The organism is Nostoc sp. C052 (assembly GCF_013393905.1).
In the GTDB taxonomy this organism is placed as follows: domain Bacteria; phylum Cyanobacteriota; class Cyanobacteriia; order Cyanobacteriales; family Nostocaceae; genus Nostoc.
Window position 1 is genome coordinate 52,248 of record NZ_CP040276.1, and the last position, 23,216, is coordinate 75,463.

Here is a 23,216-nt window from a genome sequence, read left to right on the forward strand (position 1 = left end):
TGATTTCTGCTTGATATTTGATACTATACTACTACTGCGATCGCCAGTAATTTTAAAATTTCTATACAAATCATGATGTATGATAAAGCACTGGCTATTCAAAAATCTATATCAGTATCGCCGCTATATCTTTTATAACGCTTGGTACGAATTGCGTTACCGATATGCTGGTACTGGTATAGGTATTTTGTGGAATATTATTCATCCCCTGTGTGAAATTCTCATTTACACAGTGGTATTTTCTTTATTGATTTCTCACGGTGTACGGGGTAGTTCCTATGCTTTATATCTCATGACTGGACTTTTACCTTGGCGGACATTTACAGAAACAATTTTTCAAGGTAGCAATGCTTTTATGCAAAATTCTATTTATCTGAGGCGTTTAACAATTCCATCTGAGGTTTTTGTCGCAAAAGCCAGTTTAATTTCTTTGTTTTTGCTCTTAATTTACTTAGCATTAATTCTCCCCATTGGTGTTTTATTAGGCGGGCATTTAGGTTTAGGAATCGTCTTGTTACCGATATTAGGATTACTTTTACAAGGGTTAGGTTTTGGGATGGGGTTAATTTTGGCTAATTTGCAAATTCTCTTTCCTGATGTCAAGCAGATTTTACAGTTTCTAATTCCCTTGTGGAGTTGGATGATGCCTATTTTTTATCCAGAAACTATTATTCCCAAAAATCTTTTACCTTGGCTTTATCTCAATCCGCCTTATGCCTTTATTAAGTCAGTTCGCAATATCATTTTAGAAAACAAAATGCCAGAAATTCATGTTTGGCTGATTATGCTATCGTGGGCTGGGTTATTTATTTGGTTAAGTAATGTTGTCAATCAAAAACTCCAAGATGAAATTAGAGATGTGATATGACTGATGAGATTATATTGCAAGTCAGCAATCTCAGTAAATGTTTTAAAATTTATTCTAATCCTTGGCATCGTGCTCAAGAATGGTTAAGTCGGAAAAAAGAAACTTACCATCAGTCTTTTTGGTCTCTGAAAGATGTGTCTTTTCAAGTGCGAAAAGGCGAATTCTTGGGAATTATTGGGGAAAATGGAGCAGGTAAAAGTACCTTATTAAAGATTATTGCTGGGGTATTGAAACCCACATCAGGAAGTTATCAATTAAACGGGAAACTTCTCTCACTCCTAGAATTGGGAACTGATTTTAATTTTGAACTCAGTGGGCGAGGAAATGCAATTTATAGTGCTGAGTTGTTAGGTTTTCCCGAAGGATACGTACAAAAACGCCTAGAAGAGATTGCGGAATTTTCCGAACTGGGAGAATTTTTTGACCGTCCGATGAAGTTGTATTCATCTGGAATGAAGGCGCGGTTAGCTTTTTCTCTATTTATTTTTTTGGAATGTGATGTCCTAATTTTAGATGAAGTTTTAGCAGTTGGTGATATTTTCTTTCAACAGAAATGCTATGCCCGTCTTGAGGAACTTATAGCCAAACAAATTACGATTATTTTAGTGACTCATCAATTAGCTACGGTACAGCAGTATTGTAAAGAGGTGATTTTGCTGCATCAAGGTGAGAAAATTTATCAAGGTGAAGCCAGAGAAGGGATAATTAAATTTTATCAACTTAAAAGAGGATTTTTAAATAATGTTCCTCAACCTGTTAATCAAGAAAAGATATCTGCACCGCTTCTAGAGACACCAGATGATTTTTTTTGGCCTGCTGATGAAGTTTTGATTCCTATTTCTTTTCCGAAAACGAACTATGCACAAATAACCCGTTATGGTATTTGTAATGCTAAGGGCGAAGCTACTGCCAATTTTTTGCAAGGCGAACAAGCTTATTTTTGTTGCGAGTTTCAAATTAAGGAAAGTATTGATGTACCAATTGCTAATGTAATGATTACTAATAAGTTTAATGTGCTTATTCATAGTAAGTCTTCCTGTCTACAAAAGCTGAGTGTTCCTAAGCAAGTTAGTCAAGGCGATCGCGTGCGTTTTTGTCGTAGTATTAACCTTAGTATTGCTCCAGGTGAATACGTTCTCGGTTTTGCTTTGGTAACAATGCAGGCTGATGATTATGCTTGCATTGATGAACTTCCCCAAGCGGAATTTAACAGGCGTATTCAGATTTGTGATGTTTATGAAAAGGTAGGTGTTTTTTATGTTTCACCCCATTACACCTTCAATCATCACTCTCATTTTGGATTGTGTAATTTGCCTGGGGATGAACAAATTCAAGTTATTAAAGGCTCAAACTAGTAATAAAGCTAAAAGCCCAAGCAGGAATTATGGAATATCATCTCAAAAAATTAGTAACTCATTATCGAAAAGCTCTACAGATAAAGCCTGACAGCCTAGCTGTTTATGAAAAAATAGCTGAACTTTATTATGAACAAGGAGAATTAGATAAAACCCTCGAAGTTTGCCAAGAATCTTTGCAAATTCAAGCTGATTTAGCATCAGCACCTAAAGTTTTAAACAAGATACTACAAACTCTAGGTTTTGAAGGAGAAGAAATTACTGCCTTTCAAAATCTTCTCCAAAGTAAATTGGTTTATGAAAGCTTTCATCTGCTGCTGTCATGTTCCGAAGAAGTAAAAATTGCTGCTGATGTTAAGACATGGAAGGATGCTATTGTATTGGGATATGATTCCCAAAAAAAAAATCAATGGAATGAAGCTATTACTGCTTATATGAAAGCAATTGAAATTGAACCATCCTTATCTTTATCTTATTATGAATTAAATTCTATAATTTCCTACTGTACCTCACTTGAGCAAAATGAATTATCGAGAATCATTGCTTCATATCATCAAATCATTCAAGGACGTTTAACTCCACCCTATGCTGATGTGGCGTTAGGAGATATGCTAACTAAGCAAGGTAAAATAACAGAAGCTATTACTGCCTATAAAACTGGTATTGATAAAACAATTTATCCCAATAAAAAATATACGAACAAGTATATAGATTGTCCTAAAATTTACAATGTAAGCTTCTTAATTATTGGTATGGGTAAAGCTGGCACTTCTTCGCTTTATCATTATCTGTGCCAACATCCTCAAATTCTCCCAGCTACCGACAAAGAATTACATTTTTTTAATAAAAATTTTGACCTCGGACTTGATTGGTATCTAGCCCATTTTCCTCCCCTTCCTGTAGAAGGAGGCTTTTTAACCGGAGAAGCAACTCCTTGGTATCTCGGTAGCTATGAAGTTGAAAAAAAAGTATTTCAGCTATTTCCCAAAATTAAGCTAATTGCTATACTACGTAACCCTGTTAAAAGAGCAATTTCTCAATACTATATGAGCCTTAAAATGATGAAAGAACATCGTTCTTTAGAAGTAGCAATGACATCTGAACTGGAAATCCTGAAAGGTGTAGGAGACCCTACCAAAGTCAGTGATAAATACTGGCAAACAGAAAAAGGATATCTCTGGCTTGGTTTCTACTTCTATTTTTTAGAAAAATGGATGACTCTTTTTCCAAGAGAACAGTTTCTGATTTTGCGAAGTGAAGACCTTTCTAGTCAAACCGAGAAAACTATGAAACAGGTTTATGATTTTTTAGAAATAGCTGATTACTCCCTCTTAGAATACTCCAAGGTTAATTCTGGTTCTTATTCAAAAACTAGCAACGAATTACACCAAAAGTTATCTGATTTTTTTCAACCGCACAATCAGAAGCTGGAAGATTATTTAGGTATGAAATTTGATTGGGAATAATTATGTTACAATACCCTGCAAAGCTAAGATCCCCGACTTCTTAGCTCGACTTTATCCAAAATTAAGAACTTAGTTCTCTTGATAAAGCAAAACCCTAGATTTTTGGCAAAAACTTTTTCTATATCACTGATTCTTCGTGAAAACGAAAAAGTAAAACTAGCGTCCTACAAAGCTTTCAGCGTCAGCTTGAGCGGTGCCAAAAAATGGATAAATTCAAGCTTAGAGGATGTTTGAAAAGTCCTATTGTAGGTATTAAAACGTTCTAGATCCCCCTAAATACCCCGATAAATTGGGGGACTTTGATTCCCTAACCCCCCTTGAAAAGGGGGGTTAGAGGGCAATACGGTTCAGTTAAGCATTTTTTTCTTCTCTCTGTTCCCTCTGTGCCTCTGCGGTTCGTTAAAAAATTTGACTTTGATAAAGAGTTTTAGCCTTAACTGAACCGTATTGGGTTAGGGGGGATCAATAAGTGCCTCAAATCACAGCAAAATACTTTTAAAACATCCTCTTAAAACGACTTGATTCTGAATCAAATGGGAAGTTAAATGAAGCCAGTAGACATAGAAAAGTTCCTTTCCGAACAAATCAATTGGAAGTCTGAACTTGAAGCAGTATTTCGCCAAGCTTACGACACTTACTTTAGCAGTATAGATAAACATCCTTTGCCAACTGAAGAACTCGAAAATGACATTAAAGACCATGTTTATCGACGCTATGAAAGAACATTAACTCATTACATACCTTGGGTTATGAATGTATGTGATTTAAATGATAAAGAGGTGATCGAGATTGGCTGTGGAACGGGTTCTAGCACTGCTGCCTTTTCCCACTTTTCTAAACATATCTATGCCTACGAAGTTGAAACTTTATCGGTTTCAATAGCCAAGAAAAGAATGCAAGTGATGGGGATAAATAATGTTTCTATCATCCAGTCTGACCCGGATAACTTACTAGAAGTACTTAAATGTAATCATAGCTCTGGAGTATCAGTTATCTTATTATTTGCCGTTCTAGAACATACGACTATTCAAGAGCGGTTAAATACCTTGAAAACTTGTTGGAATATGCTTTTACCTAATGGTATTTTAATAGTAGCAGAAACCCCAAATCGTTTAAAATATTACGATTATCACACTTCTTGGTTGTCTTTTTTTCATCTTTTACCATTGGACTTGGCTGTAGAATACTATAATACATCTCCTAGAACTCAGTTTAAATTAGCAGTCAAAAAATATATCGATATTGGAAATATAGAAGAAGCAAAAAATACTTTAGTTCGTTGGGGTAATGCTGTCAGCTATCATGAATTTGAGATAGTACTAGGTTCTAACTTAAAAGATTTATTAATTGCAGATGGAGATGCGGAAGAAATGAGAAGCTTGTATCCAGTCTCAAATGAAGAGAAGCTTTTACAGCAGTACTTTAGCGAAGCCAATGTGAACCAACCTTTAGCATTCACTAATAAAATATTAAATCTAATTTTTCAAAAAGAAAGCCTTGAAAATAATCATGCTAACAGTTTTGAAGTCAGCTTCAAACAGACGATAAAAGATAAATTTCCCTCAACAGTTGCAGTTGCACGAATAGCATTACTTGTCACAACCGAATACGAAGGTATTTTTCGGAACGGTGGAATTGGCACTTATTACCGCACTCTCAGTGAGAAATTAGCAGCAGAAGGCTTTTATGTTGTGGTACTGCTTTGCCAAAGTCAAAAGAAGTTTGGTGGAGAGTCAACTATTCCCGCCGTGAAACATATCTTTTCAACCAGTGAATGTATTGATGTACTGGAATTACAGCCGACTCACTTGGCAATTTTGTCTCAGTTGCAGGATGGGGAATGGGTAGATTACGAGAACTACTGTGCGCTATTTTTTGTGACTGCGATCGCCGCTACATTTCCTAACGCCTATATTTACATTGAATTCCCTGAAATGCTGGGATTGGGATACCGCACAGTTCAAGCCAAGCGATCGCGTGTTTTAGGAGAAAATTGTGTGGTGGCTGTGACTTTGCATAGTGGGCAGGAGTGGCTGCAAGAAGCTCATGCAAGGTACACACATTCTCATCCTCGCTGGTTTTGGCAAACGAGCCATTATGAGCAATATTCCTTTGAGCAGGCAGATTTAGCCTTCTTTCTGTCACATTTTCTCAAAGAGAAAGTGGAAAAGTACGGTTGGAAAACATCTCATGCAAAGCATTTACCTTATTGTTTTTCAGTAATTGAACAACCGTCGAAAACAATGAGGCTCAGAAATGATTTGCAACGGCTAGTTGATGAAGATAAAATTCCGCTGGTATTTTTTGGACGATTGGAGGAGAGAAAAGGGCTTTTTACCTTCCTAGAAGCAGTCAAACTACTAGAAAGTAATTTAATTGAAAAAATTCATATTATCTTTCTGGGGAAGAACGTTGAACTGCAAGCAGAGGGTTTGCAAGGGTTAGATAGCCAGCAATATATTAAACAAAAGTTAGGCTCTAACTATTGCTACACCATTGTGACTGATTTGTTCAGTCAAGAAGCGATTCAGTTGGTGAGTTTGTGGCGTTGTGCGATCGTTTGTCTCACCAGTAGTCAAGAGAACTTTCCCCATACAGCATTAGAAATGGGACAGTTACCCGTCAGTTTAATCGTTTCCGATACAGGTGGATTTCGAGAAACTCTCAATTTAATTGGACGTACCAGTGGTGTGCGCTGGTTTATACCGGAAGAAGTGCGATCGCTTGAACAAGCTATGATTCAATCTATCTGGGCTTACCCAGAGAAAGTCGGTGTACCGATGAGAGAATTTCTCTATTTTGTGAATCAACGCTTGCTGAATCAAAGATTTGAATATATGGATGGAGCTTTTTCTCAAGCTGTTATATCATCCGCAAGTCATCTAGATAAAAGTGAACCCAGAAAATCGATACTGGGTATGACTTCAATGGAGGAGCAACTCTTTTTAGAGAACTATGCCCAAAATGAGTATTCAGCTAGAGGAGAGATTGTAGAACTTGGTTGCTGGTTTGGCTCCTCAACTATTTCCTTTGCAATGGGGCTTGAGGCTAATTCCTATGTAACGAACAAAAGCCAGCGCATTCATGTTTATGATATTTTTATTTGGCATTCACAAGCTGGAATGCAGCAAAATGTCATTGGTACTTCCTTAGAAGGTAAATACAAAGATGGAGATAGTTTTCTAGACGAATACCTGGAGCGAATTAATCCTTGGAGTCATCTTATTCACGTCCATCCTGGGGATCTTGCAGAAATTGGCTGGCAACAGGGTGAAATCGAATGTCTTTTTATTGATGCTATGAAATCCTGGGAATTAACAAATAGTATTGTAAAAAACTTCTTTCCCTATCTGATTCCAGAAGTATCTTTAGTAATCCAGCAAGATTTTGCTCATTACTATACCTCTTGGATTCATCTAATGATGTATCATTTACGAGAATATCTAGTGCCGATTGAGCATCCCTTCATTTATTCCTCTAGAGCTTTTCGCTATGTCAAGGTGATTCCTAATGAGGTGTTACAAAATTCATATTCATTTGATAGTTTTTCTGAAACTGAAGTTGCCGCAGCTTTTGATTATTCATTAGAGATTACACCAAAGAAAATGCAGCCAAATATTCTGGCAGCTAAAGTGATGTACTTTATTCATATCAGGGATTTTGAAAAAGCTAAGTTGGAATTTCAAGCATTAACAGCAAAACTTGATTCTTGTGAATGGTTAGAGTTGGCTGATGTTCAGAAAATAGCTAAGATGTATCATTCAATTGACCTACTGAGTTAAAACACCACTTGCTACAAGGGGGAACCCGCCCACCTGAATGGATCTGCAATGCTCTTGAAGCAAAGCAGTAGGAGTGACTGAGGGAATGTCTGGTAGGAAGCGATCTCCTTCAACAATTGTGAGATGGAAATCTTCTACAGCTTTGCTGAGAGTGAATTTGCTGTATGGCATAGGTTTATATTTATCAGTGTAAAATTTAACTTGATATTCTATTCACCCTCAATCCTAATCACTTTACGTGGAATAAATTAAGAGGCAAGAGGCAACAGAGTTTTAGGCTAGTTTATTTTTGTTTACATAATTTGGTTTTATTGTGCCGACTTACTTCAATCACCAAGTTTTTCTCAAGTACCATCGCCCCGTGGTAAGTTCGTGACAGTAGATAAAATTAAAAAATTCTCGGTTGAAGTTGTAATGCGCGACGATAAGACAGACTTGCTTCGTCAAACTGACCTCGTTCTGCTAAGATATCGCCTAAGTGTTTATGCGACCAAGAATAATCTGGATTCAGTTCGATCGCACGTTGGCAAGAAGCGATCGCCTCATCCCATTTCTTGTCTTTCTCTAAAGCCTTGGCTAACTCCAAGTGTATTTCAAAGTTGTCTGGGTGAAATTGGAGTGCAGTTTGGTAAGTGGCTTGTGCATCAGCAAAGCGGTTTTGTCTAACTAAAGCATTACCTAGCTGCAAAATGATTTGCTCATCATCGGGCTTAATTGTCAATGCCTGATGGTAAAGTTGGATATCGTCGGGGTTGGATGCGATGCGAGACCGATAATAGCTCATTACTCCCTCCACTCCCTGAGTTTGTTGGAGATAAGATTTAAGTTGGGTTAATTCGGCTTGTGAGGTTTGTAGTTCAGATTGGGATTGGGTTAATTCAGCTTGTAAAGTTTGTAGTTCAGATTGGGATTGTGATAGTTGAGTTTGTGTAGCGTATAGTTGAGATTGGAATTGTGTCAATTCTTGTTTAGTCTGTTGCAGTTGAAGCTCTAAATCTGCTGTTAATTGTGATTGTACTTCTTGTATTTTCACTTCTTCTTGTTGACGATATCCAGGAATATCCAGCAAACGATAACGAGCTAACGCTTCTACACAAAAACCTGTAGTCAACGCAGCTGAACCGAATGACTCTCTATCGAGTTGACCACCGTACATGGCAATTCTTTGCCATGAGCCATTTTGTTGCTGACTTTTGAGTAAAGATTCAATCCCCTTACCTAAACTAGAAGTTGGTGCGCTAAAGTTAAGCAGGGTAGATATTGCTAACGCAGTCGATAACTCATCGCCAAAAGAACCATCAGAACTTTGCAGGTTTAAGACCTTATCAATAACTAATTCTTTTACTTCACCTAAAGATAAAACACTATTAAAGTATGCTCTAGAAATCATATAGTAAAAGCATAGCTTGTTCTTGTAGAATGAAGGATAATTTTCTTCTCCATTTTGGCGAACAAGATCAATTAGATGTTCAATAGTTTTTTTGGTTTGTTTAATCTCTCCTAAGTATAGGATAACATTTGCATTCACAACACAGCAAATATCATTTCTATTAGTTAAATTCCAGAATTCTCTCGAAAATGATAAACCTTTTCCAAAGGTGATTGAATTTAATACAATGCTCCTAATCGAGCGAGGCAGCATCCAAGTATAAAAAAGCCCTTGCTTGTTTCTATTTTCAAAAATAATACCTTGATTTTTAGGTATTGATATATTATTCTTCTTCAGTATGTGAGATGCACAGCAAGTATCGTCTAGGTCAGGGGGAATCATCTTATATTTTTCGTTTTTTGAAGACCAGTATTTCCATACCCCTCCTGGCTGCATTTCCTTTGACAAAAATTTTAATCCTTTCTCTGTGATTCTCTTCACTTTGCCCTTCCAGTTCTCGCTATCCATGAGAAAGCTTAAAGAGTACAGAATTAGAGAAGTAACAAAAATAGAGCTATCAGAATAAGTGGAAATATCGCTGAGTTCTAGATTTTCTTTGGCGAGACGACCCATATAATAAGTTGGAAATTCTCCATCAAATAATTGCTCCTCTTCGAGAAAGTTAATAGCTTTTACTATGCTGACATCTAACTTACTAAGCGGATATTCTGAAAATATTTTGCTAGGATTATTGTATTGTATTTTTGACTCTTTATTAGCATTGCCTTTTATTCCCAGATTTTCTTGCCTAGAAGGATTCAGTTCGATAATTTGTTTCAGTCTAAAAATTAGTGAATGAGCTAATACAAGCAGTCGTTGCTTAATAGCGGAGTAAAATAAAATTATGTGTAGAGTGAGTAGAATCAAAAACACAGGTTGTCGGAAAGATAGCAATGTTAATAAGCTTAGAGGCAACCAGATTTCATAGAAATCGTGCAACAAAACGTAGGATTTTTGAGATGGAGAAGGATCAAATTCATCATATTTGATACTGAAAAATAGTAGCAGAAAATAAACAGTGAAAGGGACAAGAAGCAAAGGCGTAGATTGGGAAATTAAGAGAACGAGTCCACAGGAAAAAATAGCTTCGAGTGGAAACACAATGTAATTAATCCAAGTTCGGAGTGATTGCACACCAAACTTTGTAGCCAATGTCTTTATACCCGATTGCAAATCATTTTCTCGATCCCAAATTTGATGCAATAGAATACCTCTAATTCCAACCCCAAATGCCCAAGCTGTAGCAACGATCGCTAGAGAATAGTTTGCCGATTGAGGAGTTGCCGTTAAGCGAGAAAATACCGTAGCGACTAGCAATGTGGGAATTGCGTGTACGGTAGCAGCGTCGGCAACTGCACCCAAGATATATCGTTCTTTCAGGCGGAGGGGCGGAGCAGGATAAATGGTTAGCAATGTATAGATAGAACCAAGCAAAATGGCTGAAGTTGAGTTAAAGCCAATAAACAACCACGGGACTGCACCTGCAATGGCTAAACTGACACTTAATAAAATACGTTGCCCTCTCGAAAGATGAGCCATTCTGTTCTGCTTGCCAGCTTGAAAATCTACCTCAATATCAAAGATGTCATTGACAACATGACCGTAAGCTGCAACGAAAAACATTGAAACTAAAAGAGCCAGTAGTGTAATGATAGATTGTTGAGGTGGTGTATCTTGGATGAGGATTTCAGCGTAGGCAATAGCGAGTAATGGGGGGATTTTGTAGAACCACCAATCGTTACCCCGAAGTAAGTTGAAAAGTGATAAAAACCTTTCTCTGATTCCAGGGTCTTGATTTGCTTTTGGTTCTGGAGCATTCATAAACTCCACAAATTGTTCTGGTGTTAGTGGATTATTTTTATAATCAAAGACTCCCAAACTTCTACAGCCTTCTAGTTTTTGACCTCTTATGTATTGCTCATAAAATTTTTCATCCACTTCAAAAATTTCTAGTTTATCAGAAGTCTGTGACTCTCGATAACAAAAATTAATAGAACTGTTTTTAGGAGCTATATGACAAGTCGCTACTACTCTTTTATTAGTAAATAAGTTAGGAGAAGAGCCATGAAAAAGCCGTCCATCAAATATAAGTGCTTTGCCTGCTTGCATGGGGACATTGGTAAGATAGTCTTGTTGCATCAGAGACAAAATATCTTGACTGCAAGACGAGGCTGCATAAACAAAACGAGGTCTTGGGTTTGAAGTGATTAGATGGCTTTTGCTAACAACTTGAAGACAACCAGTTTGTTCGTCTACATCAATGAGGGGACACCAAATAATAAAAGATTTATGTGAGGTTTCATCTACTATTGATGGGTCTTGATGTATCGATAAAGATGGAGAATTTAGCGTTTTACTAATGAAGTTGCAGTAAACAATTTTGTAGTCTGTAAATAAAGTTTCTATTTGAGAAATAAAGGTTTTTTTGATTTCCTGATTAACTAGCTGACGGTATAGTATATCTGAGCTAATTTCACTGCGATACAAATACGGGGCATCAGTGATTGAATCTTGAGGAAGAGGAGATTTTTTATAAATATTTAAAAGGTTTTGCACTCTCTCTTCACTGAGAAAATCAACAACTACATATCCTTTTTCTTCAAGTTCTTGATACATGATACACTTGGGATAAATTTTCTCTTGTTGCTCGCATCAGATAGTGATTGAGAAAGCAATCGAGCATCAGATGCGATCGCTTCCAATCTCAGTAAAATGTGTTTCATCCGTGCCGCTTCCGGTGCGGGTGCGGGAATGGCAACCACTCCAGCGTAAAGGCAACCAAAAAAGGCGGCGATCGCTTCTAATCCTTGGGGATAAACCAGCAAGACTCTTTCGCCGACGCAGAGTCGAGATTGTAAGTAAGCGGCGATCGCCCTGGCTTTCTCGTCCAACTGTTGATAAGTTAAACTAAACTGGCACTCGGTTTCTGCCCATTTTCTAAAAAAGTGTAGGCTATTTTGTCTGGGTGTAGAGAGGCGCGATTATGCAAATTGACAAGAATTCGATTGTTGTTCCGAGACGCTAGGCGATCGCTCATAGGTTTATTTACAGCAGATTTCAAGATGGATGAAGTTTATAGTTAAGAATCTATGAAATTCAGAGGGGGATTTTTTCTAACAAAACCAAACCATTGTCTTAAAAATCTATCTCTAGATGATATCCTCGCATCAAAGCAGTTCCAAGTAAAGGTTTATAACCAGAAGCTAAAATAGGGAGTACTTTTTCTATATTGTCCCAAACAATTGTTGTTAAATGTATAGATAATAAAGCTTCGCTACCATCGGCTAATCTTGCGGGTTTTGTTTGTATAGCCGCGATTTCCAATCGCCCGGTGTTTCTTCCAAAATTGGATACTCCCACAGCATTATCCTAATTCTACTCTGATTTTCTCATTTTTCCAGTTTTGAGGATTATGCAATTTAATTCCTGCCTCCCAACCGCAACGAACACCTATAATCGACTCTTGAATGTATTTAAACAACAAATAAAAAGGCAAATTATGAGTCAATTTAAGGCGTAAAATTCTTAACAAACATCGGTAGATCAGAAGTGAACTGAGACGGATTAAAAACATTGGTAAAGGTAGTTTTTGATAACCGTGTTTGAAAGCAAAGTAGGTAGTATTTTTAGCGAGGGAATACCAACAGGTGAGATGCCGGTGATCGCGGCGATTATGACTGGGTTGCACATAGTGTTCTACAACCGCATCTATATGATTAACCCTATAGCCAGCTTCCAGCAAACGCAAACAGATATCGGTTTCTTCTAAAAAATATTCAAAAAACTCATCAAAATAGCCAATTCTGACTAAAGCTTCTCGTTGATATGAAGCATTAGCTCCCATTACGCCGCAAAACCATTCATGGCTGGAGGTATATTTAGCTGTCTCTGTCGCGGAAAGAATTGGTTGAGATTCGCTCAAACGGCTATTGACACCTCTAGAAAACTGTAAAGAAAAATTTGGTTGAGTTTTATCTATAACTGCTCCACCCACACAACCACAAATCGCTCCTTGTTCTCGGTAAATTTGTAAATGTAAATCTATCCAATTGTGTGGAGGAATAACATCGTCATCAAGATAAAAAATAATATCTCCTGATGCTGCTTTCAAACCTAAGTTTCTAGCCACACTCACATTCCGTTCTTCAGTAAGAAGAATCTGATTAATGATATCTTTGTATTCTAATAAAACTAATTCTGTATTATCTTGTGCTGGGCCAACTACTAAAATTAGCTCTTGAAAAGAACATCGCCAAAGAGAAACGGCCTTCATCACTTTTGAGAGAAAGTTACACCTGTCTACAGTACAGATAATCACAGTTGCAGAAGGAGATAGCATTACAAATAATTTAGTGATAATTTAGTTGAAAATAAGGTGCGTAGATACGTAGTGGCTTGTCGCCAGACATCAAGTGATGTCCGGATCTCAATTTTTATGTTTTTACAAATTTGAGAAACATCTTGAATTTATTGGCAATCGAATTATGCTCAAATTCCAAGCTACTTGTTGATTTTTTAACGTTTATTTATAATTAATTGTATATTTTGTTACTTTTCTTATAAATTAGACAATTACTTTTTCTAAGAAATTATGTCTTTTTTACTACGCTTGTAAAAAATTAACAAATGTAAAAAATACACTTAAAAGGAAGATAGTAGAGAGTAAAAATGTATAATTTAGTAAATATATACTGTGCTAATTAAAAACTTAATTATACTTAAGAATTTTACATTTTTTAACTCAATTCAATATTATAAGTGCTTAAAGGTACATACAGTTAAGCATCGAGTATATAGATATTAAATAAAATATATTAATATTATTAATTTCCAAGGAAAACTATTTTAAAATGCGTAGAACTAATCAAGAAATTGAAATAAATGGATATACGATAATTGAGTTGTTCAATAAAACTGAAGTAAAAAGTCTGCTCAATTTTAACGAGAAGTATTCTCTTTCTAAAAACTTATTAGTTTCAGGTATGACTTTTAGTATAAGCGCCTCCAATTTATCATACCGCCAGATGATTACTCAGGAAGTAAAAAAGTGTTTCTCTTCAAAACTAGCAATTTTATTTCCTGAATATAGAATAGTCGTTTGTAATTTAGTTTTTAAAAGTCCTGATGTATTTAGTGAGATGCCTCTACATCAAGATCCATCATTAGTAGATGAACTTTCCCTAAAATCATTTGGAGTGTGGTGTCCTCTAATTGATGTAGACGAGCAAAATGGCTGTCTTCTAGTTGTAAAAAAAAGCCATTTGCTTAATTCACAACTGAGACCACTTTTTGTTTTTGATGGATTTCCCTACAGCCAAGATATACTGTCGCTTTTACAACAAAACTATCTTACCAGCATCCCGATGAAATCCGGACAAGCACTGATATATGATAAACGCCTGTTTCACGGTTCGCCACCAAACTCAACAGCTATTGAAAGAGTTGCAGCTATTTGTAGCCTTATTCCTGAAAATATTTTGACTCATTTCTGCTATAGAGAAACTCTGACCTCTAGCAAAATAGAGTTATTTGAGGTAGAGGATGAATTCTACGATCGCTATATCGTTGGACAAAAACCAGAAGGCGTGAAAAGATTAGGTACTCTTGATTATAATGTCGATCCATTAACACCAGAGCTACTTGTAGAAAAACTAGGAACAAAAAATTCCGCTCTAGTATTTCCCCGTTTGGCAAACTTTGAAATCAACTTTCAGCCTCAGTTTTTAGAAAAACTTAACTTATTATCTCAAAAAGTAGCTATCCTTGTTAGTAATGAATTTGAAGGTTTTTCTCAAAATGGGGGAATAGGGACTTACTATACAACCTTAAGTCAAAAACTTAAATCTGATGGCTGGTACGTCATCCTGCTGCTTTGTCAAACTGAAACTGACTTTCAAGGAGAACCAAGTTTCGCTGATGTAGATTGTGTTTTCTCCACTCACGAAATCAAACAGGTTTTAAATCTCCAGCTAATTCATCATCAAATTTTATCTACAACCCAGCAAGATGCAATTGGTAATAGCTTTGACTATGAGAGTTTCTGTTGTTTATTCTTCACTCAAGCAGCGATCGCTAGCTTACCAGATGCAGTGCTTTATGTAGAATTTCCAGACATTTGGGGATTCGGCTACCGCACAATTCAAGCTAAAAAAACTGGTTTGCTGGGTGATAGTTGTCTCATTGGTGTCACTACTCATGGGTGCTTTGAATGGCTGCGCGAGGTTAATAGTCAATATGCCATACAGCAACCCCAGTGGTTCTGGCAAGCTTACCACTACGAGCAATTTTCCTATGAAAATGCAGACATCGCTTACTTTCCTTCATACTTCCTCAAGTCCAAACTAGAAAGTTATGGCTGGAAAACATCCCAGGCGAAGCATTTACCATACTTTGTACCCACTATACATCAGTATGAAAAAAGTGAGAGGCTCCCAAAGTCAAGTAATCTCAATGTTGATAAAATACCCGTTGTCTTTTTCAGCCGTTTGGAAGAGAGAAAAGGACTTTGCACTTTTGTAGAAGCAATCAAGTTACTGAATCCTGCTGTAGTTGAGAAAATTCAGGTTATTTTCATGGGAAAAATTATTCCCCTGCAATCATCACAACTAAAACATCTAGATAGTCAACAGTATATTGAACAAGAACTTGATAGTAATCTAATCTACAAAATAATACCAAATTTATCTAGTCAAGAAGCAATTAAGTTTATTTATGAATTAAATTACCCAATTGTTTGCCTGACAAGTATACAAGAAAACTTTCCGAACACTGGGCTAGAAATGGGACAGTTACCCGTCAGTTTAGTAGTTTCAGATACAGGGGGATTTCGAGAAACTTTAAGTTTAATTGAGCGTTCTGACTCCGTGCGTTACTTTCACCCAGCAAATTCCTATTCCCTCGCTCAAATGATAACTGAGGCAATTAATGCTTACCCTGAAAACCCATTAATCCCCCAAAATGAATTTTTACAACAAGTCAATCAACGCCTGCTAAACCAAAGATTAGAATATATGAGTCAAGCTTTTATTAATAGCGCTCCTAAAGAACCTCAAACTCCAAAAGTCACAATCGCTATTGTCTGTTGGCATCCAGTAAATACTATATTAGAATGCTTAGAAAGTCTTGCTGTCCAAAACTATAACAATTTTGATGTTATCATCGGGTATCGAGAATCAATTGATGAGTATTTACAAGAAATAATTATTCAAGCTCAAACTAAGTTTCCTGATTATAAATATTTAAATTTAGATGCAAACTGGAGTTTGGGAGAAAGTTATAACAACTTAATCACGTTAGCTGTAGGAGAGTATGTTTTACAGTTATCTGTGGAACATATTGCCTTACCAGATATGGTAGAAAAGTTAGTGACGGCGGCGATCGCCTCTGATGCAGATGTGGTAGTATGTCCGCAGGTTAGGCTTCAAGAGAATGGAGAACTAAAAGCGATGCCTGCGGCGGTAAACTACGCTTTTATCGATGGTTGCTTGCTAAAGTTACTAGAGTTTAACCACAATCAAGATATATCTGCGTTATTTTCCCTCAAACTGCTGCAAGAATTTCGCTACTCGCTAGAGAGAGGATTGCTAGCTCTCAACTGGCATATATTAGCAGCAGCGATCGCCACTGGGAAAGAAATTGCTTACTACCCCTATCCTCTCTACATAACCAAAAATTCTTCCTCAACAATTAGTTCTGTAAATCTAGCCAAAGAACGGTATTATCTGCGGCAATATTTATACCAAATTGAGCCTGCTAAGTGGAATCAACGCCAGCTTAATTTCTTGCTGACAGGTGTCGAACAACTTCTGCAAGAGCAAAATTCAGGTAAAGCATTTCAGCTTACTCATCAAAATAATCAAAATTTATCTCCCCAGTCTCAGGCTTGGATGCTAACTGCACAGCAACTTCAGGATCAACTCACACAAACCCAAGAAACTCTAAAAAACGTGCAATCATGGAATCAACAACTACAAGTTGGAAAGGACTGGCTAGAGGCGCAATGGCAGACATGGATGCTGAGGGCGCAAAAAGCTGAGTTTGAGTGGGAACGATGGCAATCTTTTAGCACGATGATGTCTGCGAGTAAGTTTTGGCAACTCCGCAGTGCTTGGTTAAAATTCAAACGGCTAATCGGCTCGAAAAAGCCCGATCTACTTCAGTTAGCAAATCAAATTAACTCCGACATTCCTATCCGAGATTTTGTTGCTCTCATTGCTAGCCAAAAAGTGAGATTTTTTCAGCCAGAAGCTTCTGAATCTCCTGTAGTTTCAATTATTTCTGTGTTTGTTAATAACTATGAATATTTTGAAACTACTTACAGAAGTGCGATCAACCAAACCTGGCAAAATTGGGAATGGATTATTGTCAATGATGGCTCGACTAACTCCGATGCAATAACATTCATTGAGTCATTGTCTCAAAGAACCAACAAAATCAAAGTTATTTCTCATTCTAGCCAACAAGGTGATGCCGCAGGACGCAACACGGCAATCGCCCAAGCTAGAGGCAAATATTTATTTTTTCTCAATTTGGTTGACATTATTGACCCCACATATATAGAAAAAAGCCTTCTGTTCTTAGAAACCCATTCGGAATTTTCCTTTGTTAACTCCTACTCTGCGATCTTTCAAGCAGAGGAATACTGGTGCAATCATAGCTTGAGCCAACTTGCTTCATTGTCGGATGAAAATCAGTTTACAAGAGGATTGCTGTATCGCAAAGCGGATTTTGAGCAACTAGGGGGATTTGACGCAGATTTAAAGCTATATGCAGATTGGGAACGATGGCTAAAAGCGATCGCCAATCAACAACTTGGATGGACAATTCCTGAATATCTAGAGTGCGATCGCCGCATTAACTTTTTGGATCTCGATCCTGGGGAACGAAAGCAAGTAACTAAATTAATCCAGTCTCGCTACCCTGAAATTTTTAATAGTACCGTAACTGCAAATATTTCCCTCAACCGCCAACCCCTTAACCCGCAGCAACTCAAATATCAAATAGCCGTCCAAAACTCCCTCAGCCGTTACAATGCTGGGAAACGCCTGCTGTTTTTCTTTCCTTCCCTCTCCAACACCAATATCGATAAATTTAATCTGGACTTAGTAACGCTGCTGGAAAAAGAGGGTTATGAAATGGCGATCACCACAACCTTAAAATCAAAGCATCCCTGGTATGATTCCTTTTATCGTCTAACACCAGACATATTTCATCTACCGAATTTGTTAGATGAAGTTTACTGGTTGGCTTTTATCCGCTACACGATCCAATCTCGTCAAATCGATATTGTTGTAATTTCTCATACAGACATCGCCTATTACTTCCTCCCTCTACTCCGTGCTGAATTTCCTCAAGTTGCTTTTATGGGTTGCAGCTATACTGGTGAATCCAATTCGGAAAGTGGTAATTTCACAATTTCTAGGCAATTTAGTCAGTATCTTGACTGTCAAGTTCTATTTTCTCCAGAGATTACTGCGGTTGAAAAAGATATTAGTGACTCAAATAACTCTAATTTGAGAATTTGTTCTAGTAATATTGAAATGGTAAACATTTTTACTGAAGCTATCCAAACGCGTCAAACCCAGATCCAATCAGAAATTGACACTGAGTTAGCAACTGTAACTTTATTACTTGCACTTAGATAGATATAACTAGTGAAGTTTAGCCAACCCCCACCAACCAATCGCACACCGCAGACCTACACTCGCTCCCAAAGTTAACCCAAACCTGCCATTGCCCCAAATACCCATTCCAATAAGGCTCACCATCAGCTACCCCAATAGCCGCGCCAACTGCGGAGACTAGCTGTTGGTAGAACTGACCAGCGCTGTCCAAACCTTGCTGTAATTTCAGTTTCAGCCCTTTCCAGCCTTGGGCAATAGGATTTTCCACCTGCTGGGTAACTGTTTGGGGAATATCGTGTGATATTGTGCCAGTGACTTGTGTTTGTAATTCTATATTGTTTGTGACTGACACCGATTCCCTTGAAAATGCTTCATCCCGATTTAACCACTGGCGAAAAATCGAATCACGGTCGTCATTAGGGGCAACAAAGCGATAAACGCACTCCCGATTTTCACGCTTACCCAAGCGACCGACATAATCCAACTTCAAATCAATTTTGGCAAGTAACTTTTGAGTGATCGCTATCGGGGTCAGTTTCTCCGATATGCTGACATTCAAGTAATTCTTGATAACGTGCCGATGCGTTACAGCCAGTGCCTTAAACTGCATCATCTTCTCGTCACTTCCCCGTAACTGAACATCTGGTGTAAGAAACTGCAACAGATTCAGATTTTCGAGTAATAACACAGCAGGTAATAACTGCCCCTTGTTAAAATCTGGTTTCCAAACCGAATTCTCCCCAGCCTCTAACTGCGCCTTAGCCCGTTTAGCATCACGGTTCGTCAGAAATTCTCGCCCCAGCGTCAAATAGTAGTGCATTCTCAGTTGAGGATACCAGCCGTCGTCATCTTTCTCGACTAAATCAGGGGTTACGTCAACTTCATAGCGACGGGATAATTCAGCCTTGCGCTGCTGATGTCGTTCGGTTTTGGTTTTCGCCCGTTTGTCTTGCAGCTTCTTGAGTTCAGCCCCAGAGAGTTCATCGGAATCCGCGATCGCCTGACACTCAGCAGTATACAATTCCTGACTAGCCGCTTTAACCGACTCGATTACTGCCCCACCCTCATCATCATCAACATCGTCGGCATCAATAATGATATACCCATCCTCGACCAAACCCGCAAGCACAGACTCTCGATAACGCCGCATTTCAACGTTAATCACAGAACCACGTTTGCCCCAAGTCTGCAAAGATTCGGGCTGGAAGTTCTGGTCAATATAGCTCAAATCCGCATTATCCGCCGCCGACAATAGCGCAATGTTAGCTTGTGTAGCAACGTGCTGGCTTCTGAGCAATCCTCCAATGGTAGTGGAACCATTGCCCACAACCGACATCCCCCACTCTCTGACCCAAATGTGACGGTCAACAGTCTCCCTAACCCTTGCCAACATCTGACGCACGGAGTTAACCGGTTGCACTCCCTGAAAAATCCCCCAAACACCATCAAAATGTCCTCGAATGTCAATAGATACCCCAGTTTCTAAACTTGGGGAGGCGATAACCAAATCGTACTGGGTAAGAATTTCGTTCAAGTGAGCGATACAACCGAAAGCCGCATGAGATGGATCAGCAACGGATTCACTGTCAATTCGCAGAATCCGCAAGTGTGGGAATTTGCGGCGAAACCGTTCTTCAAGTGCTTGCGTTCCCCACTTGGACTTTGCTTTTTGAGCAGAGCAGCATAATAAATGATGCCCATCTTTGGCAATGGCTTTGTCCAATGCCGCAATCAAATTCTTCGGGTTGTTGCCAGAGTAGTTGTAACAGTTGCCGGCTACGTGCCGATAATTGTTGACAATTACGAACGGGTTAACTCATATCTTGCACCTGGAAATAGTAATGTCAATTCCATGACTAAGTGCTAAGGGTCGAAGCCGTTCAATATCTAGTAGCAATAAAGACAAGACTAAATGAGGTAAAAAAGTAGATAGTGCAAGGAAAGCAGCTTGACCCCAATCCAAAGAATCAGGTAAACAGGATGAAAGATACGTCCAATATGCTAATAAATAGGCAGTAATGGACAAGACTAACCAACGATAAATTCCTAAAAGAGTACCTTGTCCAAATCTATCTAAACCAAAGCGATATTTAGCAGTTTTGAACCAACCTTCAATTTTCCAACGACGTTTACCCCACCAGGAAATAGTACTAGCTTTAAGAGGTTGTGTAGAAATAACATATCTTTTAACAAACTTACCATTATCGCGTTTAAAGTAATACCAAGAAAGAGTAACAGGGAAATCTAATCCAACAAGTCTAACCTGTTGCCCTCGACGATGTAGAAGTTTAACTGGATAACCATTAACCAACTTACGATTACAACCAATACCAATAACAGCATGATATTTTATCTTCCGAATATTGTTGATAAAATCCTTAGTGCCAAAAGCAGTATCAGCGAGAATTTTTACCCGAAATCGTTTGGTTAAATCTTTGGGTAAATGACGTATCATTCGTAATGCTATTTGAGACGGACTAGCTGTCCCTTTACCTCTCCAGACCCGGAAATTCCAAGGGATACGCCATTGTCCAATTACCAAATATAAGACTACTATATGCAAACCTCGTTTGCCGTTGTAAACGGTTATTAGATTTTTAAATGCTTTAAACTGACCACATTTCTCTAAAGTTGTCAGGTCAACTATTACTTGTAGAAACGCTTTTCTTCCCAATGGAGAATGACTCTTAACTTGCTCAATTGCCTGTTGACGAACATGACGAATTAGCTTACGAGTAGGCCATTTATAGGTATTTAAAAATCTACTTAAAGCGCTTTCGGATTTGGATTTGCTGTAGTGTGGCAGAGGTTTTCCATCTGCTGCCAAAAATAGCCCTAGCATTGCTTCCAAGTTATCTCGTTGATAACGACGCTAGCTTCAATGCCAGAATCGTATACATTAGGGTATGGGCGTGGGCAAGAATGGTTTCCATATTTCTTGCTGTTATTTATGTTATCTACGCCCTTTTCTCTCATTTTTTACGAACATATAAAAATATCTTTATGCAGATGACATTATTCCCATCTTTGTATATGTCACTTGTATATATGTTGATATTAAATGTAGCTTATTGTATCAGTACATAAAGTAGAAGCTCCATTTTTAGATGTTACTTTTATTTTATTGTTCTTGGTTAATACTGATTGTTTTTATCAGGTGCAAGATATGAGTTAACCCTATATTCTCCAGCAAGTGATAAAATATACTTCACATCAGTATCGGACACATCAGCGCTTGATAGGTAAATCTTGCCGTGTTCGCTACCGAGAACATTTTGTACCAGTTGTTTCAGGTTTTTTAGAACCGATACCCGACGCTTTTGCACTTCAGTAGCAGAGTTGAGCAAATGCCAGAATACTTGGTCACATTCATCAATAATAATGACATCATTTGACCAGTCATTGGGATTAAATCGCGCCTGGCTTTCGTGATGTAGTGAATCCACACACACGCCATATCCTAACAATGTGCCTGTTTCATTCGTGCGGACTTCGGTAACATAATTCACTCCAAAGCGATCGCATAACGCCTCACCAAGTTGAATCCGATGGGTGATGATTAACACCCTACGTCCAAGGTCATAGGCTTTGGCCACCTCAGTAGACAGCCATTGGGTTTTACCAGTACCTTTGGGAGCCTTGAGGATAATCAGTTTTTCACCTTCCGGGACGAGAAGCTGTCCGAGGAATCTTTGGTTGAGTGCGATCGCTGGCGGGTAAGTCAGCAGAGTAAACAGCTTGATTTCCCATAATTCCAGTGCAACAGCTGTATTGTAGAGTGCGTCAAATGCCGGCTGCCCTTTGGCAACGATAAAATCATCAACCCCTTTCTCTGCCCCTAACGGTAAATCAATCACTCGCAGGGAACAACCCTCGTTTACCAGCAACCGTCCCATGCGACTGATAGCGGTTCTGACACGTTGTACAGTTTCGGGCTTATTATCTTGGTCAAAGCAAATATTAACCTGTCTCCCCTGTGTTGCAAAATGTTTCAAGTCGGGAATCAGAGAGGGTTTCCCGATGGCAGTACCGTACTCATCAGTAGATGTGCGGTATCCAGCGTTTACTCCCGGAATTGCGATCGCAGCATAGCCGGCTGTCAATAATGCCCCCGCTTTCTTGACACCTTCGACAATTGTGACTGGTACATTATGCCTCCAAACCCAGTGCCAGAAACCGCCAGGATGCTGTAGGTCTTCTTCGGTGATGGGGATGCCGCTACGATTGGAGACTTTCACCCAGATGCGATTTGGTACTAAGAGGAAGAAAGCGCGTGTCTCGTCTCTGAATGGGTGTTCGTATTTGATGAACTTGTGGATCTTCTGGCGGTCGCGTCTGGGGTGGTCAGGTTTGAAACAGCCCCACATCATACTGACGTAGTTGTTAAGTGGGTCAATGCCACTGCACCACCAGCCGCCTAATTCAATGTGCTGGTACTTTTTCAAATCGCGATCGCGCAGTCGTCCATCATTGCGACGGGAGATTTTGGGACTGTAGAGCAAGTATTCGTAGGGTGTTGTGCCAGAGAGTGATCGCACATTCAGATGAAAGATTTCTTCGTCAACTCCACTGCCCAGCCATTCCTGTAAATGTTTAGCTTGAGAATCAGATTCGATTATACGCATATTCCCTCTGTTTTTTGACGCATGGAAATAGAGCGGCATTATGGGTCATGCCGCTTTGAGACTCTTTT

The 23,216-nt window shown here is 38.5% G+C and carries 12 protein-coding genes and 2 pseudogenes; 5 read left to right on the forward strand and 9 right to left on the reverse strand.

The genetic code is table 11. The features are described from left to right. The first annotated feature begins 79 nt into the window (after positions 1-79). The 4 genes from FD723_RS37710 to FD723_RS37725 all read left to right on the forward strand — a co-directional run bounded on the left by FD723_RS37710 (position 80) and on the right by FD723_RS37725 (position 7,471). Positions 80-868 (forward strand): ABC transporter permease, encoded by a 789-nt coding sequence (locus tag FD723_RS37710; RefSeq protein ID WP_179070289.1) that lies wholly within the window; start codon positions 80-82, stop codon positions 866-868. After that, complete coding sequence (locus tag FD723_RS37715; protein WP_179070290.1) at positions 865-2,223, forward strand: ABC transporter ATP-binding protein; 1,359 nt, start codon at positions 865-867, stop codon at positions 2,221-2,223. Before FD723_RS37710 ends, FD723_RS37715 begins: the two co-directional genes overlap by 4 nt. A 29-nt stretch (positions 2,224-2,252) precedes the next feature. Then, complete coding sequence (locus FD723_RS37720) at positions 2,253-3,689, forward strand: sulfotransferase (RefSeq protein WP_179070291.1); 1,437 nt, start codon at positions 2,253-2,255, stop codon at positions 3,687-3,689. A gap of 545 nt (positions 3,690-4,234) precedes the next feature. Next, a complete protein-coding gene (locus FD723_RS37725) occupies positions 4,235-7,471 on the forward strand; it encodes a glycosyltransferase (protein ID WP_179070292.1) in 3,237 nt (1,078 codons plus the stop codon). Here the strand turns inward: FD723_RS37725 and FD723_RS37730 are convergent. From FD723_RS37730 to FD723_RS37750, 6 genes and pseudogenes are all read right to left on the reverse strand, one after another. After that, positions 7,460-7,642: a hypothetical protein gene (locus tag FD723_RS37730; RefSeq protein WP_179070259.1), complete on the reverse strand. Its 183-nt coding sequence runs from the start codon at positions 7,640-7,642 to the stop codon at positions 7,460-7,462. The genes FD723_RS37725 and FD723_RS37730 overlap by 12 nt on opposite strands. A gap of 217 nt (positions 7,643-7,859) precedes the next feature. Continuing rightward, on the reverse strand, positions 7,860-11,516 hold the full coding sequence (locus FD723_RS37735; RefSeq protein ID WP_179070293.1) for a tetratricopeptide repeat protein: 3,657 nt from the start codon (positions 11,514-11,516) through the stop codon (positions 7,860-7,862). Further along, positions 11,483-11,791 carry an AMP-binding protein gene (locus FD723_RS44025; RefSeq protein ID WP_306297053.1) on the reverse strand — a complete coding sequence of 103 codons (309 nt, stop codon included), beginning with the start codon at positions 11,789-11,791 and terminating at the stop codon, positions 11,483-11,485. Before FD723_RS44025 ends, FD723_RS37735 begins: the two co-directional genes overlap by 34 nt. An 11-nt stretch (positions 11,792-11,802) precedes the next feature. Next, positions 11,803-11,961 carry a hypothetical protein gene (locus FD723_RS44030; protein ID WP_306297054.1) on the reverse strand — a complete coding sequence of 53 codons (159 nt, stop codon included), beginning with the start codon at positions 11,959-11,961 and terminating at the stop codon, positions 11,803-11,805. Between the two features lie 74 nt (positions 11,962-12,035). After that, positions 12,036-12,197, reverse strand: a pseudogene (locus FD723_RS37745) (clan AA aspartic protease); the annotation flags it as partial. Positions 12,198-12,264: 67 nt separating this feature from the next. After that, positions 12,265-13,239 carry a glycosyltransferase family 2 protein gene (locus FD723_RS37750; protein WP_179070294.1) on the reverse strand — a complete coding sequence of 325 codons (975 nt, stop codon included), beginning with the start codon at positions 13,237-13,239 and terminating at the stop codon, positions 12,265-12,267. 511 nt (positions 13,240-13,750) lie between these two features. Between FD723_RS37750 and FD723_RS37755 the strand changes: the two genes are divergently transcribed. After that, positions 13,751-18,544 carry a glycosyltransferase gene (locus FD723_RS37755; RefSeq protein WP_179070295.1) on the forward strand — a complete coding sequence of 1,598 codons (4,794 nt, stop codon included), beginning with the start codon at positions 13,751-13,753 and terminating at the stop codon, positions 18,542-18,544. Between the two features lie 16 nt (positions 18,545-18,560). Here the strand turns inward: FD723_RS37755 and FD723_RS37760 are convergent. The 3 genes and pseudogenes from FD723_RS37760 to FD723_RS37770 all read right to left on the reverse strand — a co-directional run. After that, a pseudogene (locus FD723_RS37760) lies at positions 18,561-20,339 on the reverse strand (plasmid replication protein, CyRepA1 family); the annotation flags it as partial. Continuing rightward, positions 20,340-21,365: a transposase gene (locus FD723_RS37765; RefSeq protein ID WP_179070296.1), complete on the reverse strand. Its 1,026-nt coding sequence runs from the start codon at positions 21,363-21,365 to the stop codon at positions 20,340-20,342. 292 nt (positions 21,366-21,657) lie between these two features. After that, positions 21,658-23,148, reverse strand: a complete 1,491-nt coding sequence (locus FD723_RS37770) for a DUF3854 domain-containing protein (protein WP_306297055.1) — start codon at positions 23,146-23,148, stop codon at positions 21,658-21,660. Positions 23,149-23,216: the final 68 nt, after the last annotated feature.

Bases quoted from the DNA above. Each gene is read 5' to 3' on its own strand.
- FD723_RS37710 (WP_179070289.1), top strand. From the start codon at position 80: ATGATAAAGCACTGGCTATTCAAAAATCTATATCAGTATCGCCGCTAT.
- FD723_RS37715 (WP_179070290.1), top strand. From the start codon at position 865: ATGACTGATGAGATTATATTGCAAGTCAGCAATCTCAGTAAATGTTTT.
- FD723_RS37720 (WP_179070291.1), top strand. From the start codon at position 2,253: ATGGAATATCATCTCAAAAAATTAGTAACTCATTATCGAAAAGCTCTA.
- FD723_RS37725 (WP_179070292.1), top strand. From the start codon at position 4,235: ATGAAGCCAGTAGACATAGAAAAGTTCCTTTCCGAACAAATCAATTGG.
- FD723_RS37730 (WP_179070259.1), bottom strand. From the start codon at position 7,642: ATGCCATACAGCAAATTCACTCTCAGCAAAGCTGTAGAAGATTTCCAT.
- FD723_RS37735 (WP_179070293.1), bottom strand. From the start codon at position 11,516: ATGTATCAAGAACTTGAAGAAAAAGGATATGTAGTTGTTGATTTTCTC.
- FD723_RS37750 (WP_179070294.1), bottom strand. From the start codon at position 13,239: ATGCTATCTCCTTCTGCAACTGTGATTATCTGTACTGTAGACAGGTGT.
- FD723_RS37755 (WP_179070295.1), top strand. From the start codon at position 13,751: ATGCGTAGAACTAATCAAGAAATTGAAATAAATGGATATACGATAATT.
- FD723_RS37765 (WP_179070296.1), bottom strand. From the start codon at position 21,365: ATGCTAGGGCTATTTTTGGCAGCAGATGGAAAACCTCTGCCACACTAC.
- FD723_RS37770 (WP_306297055.1), bottom strand. From the start codon at position 23,148: ATGCGTATAATCGAATCTGATTCTCAAGCTAAACATTTACAGGAATGG.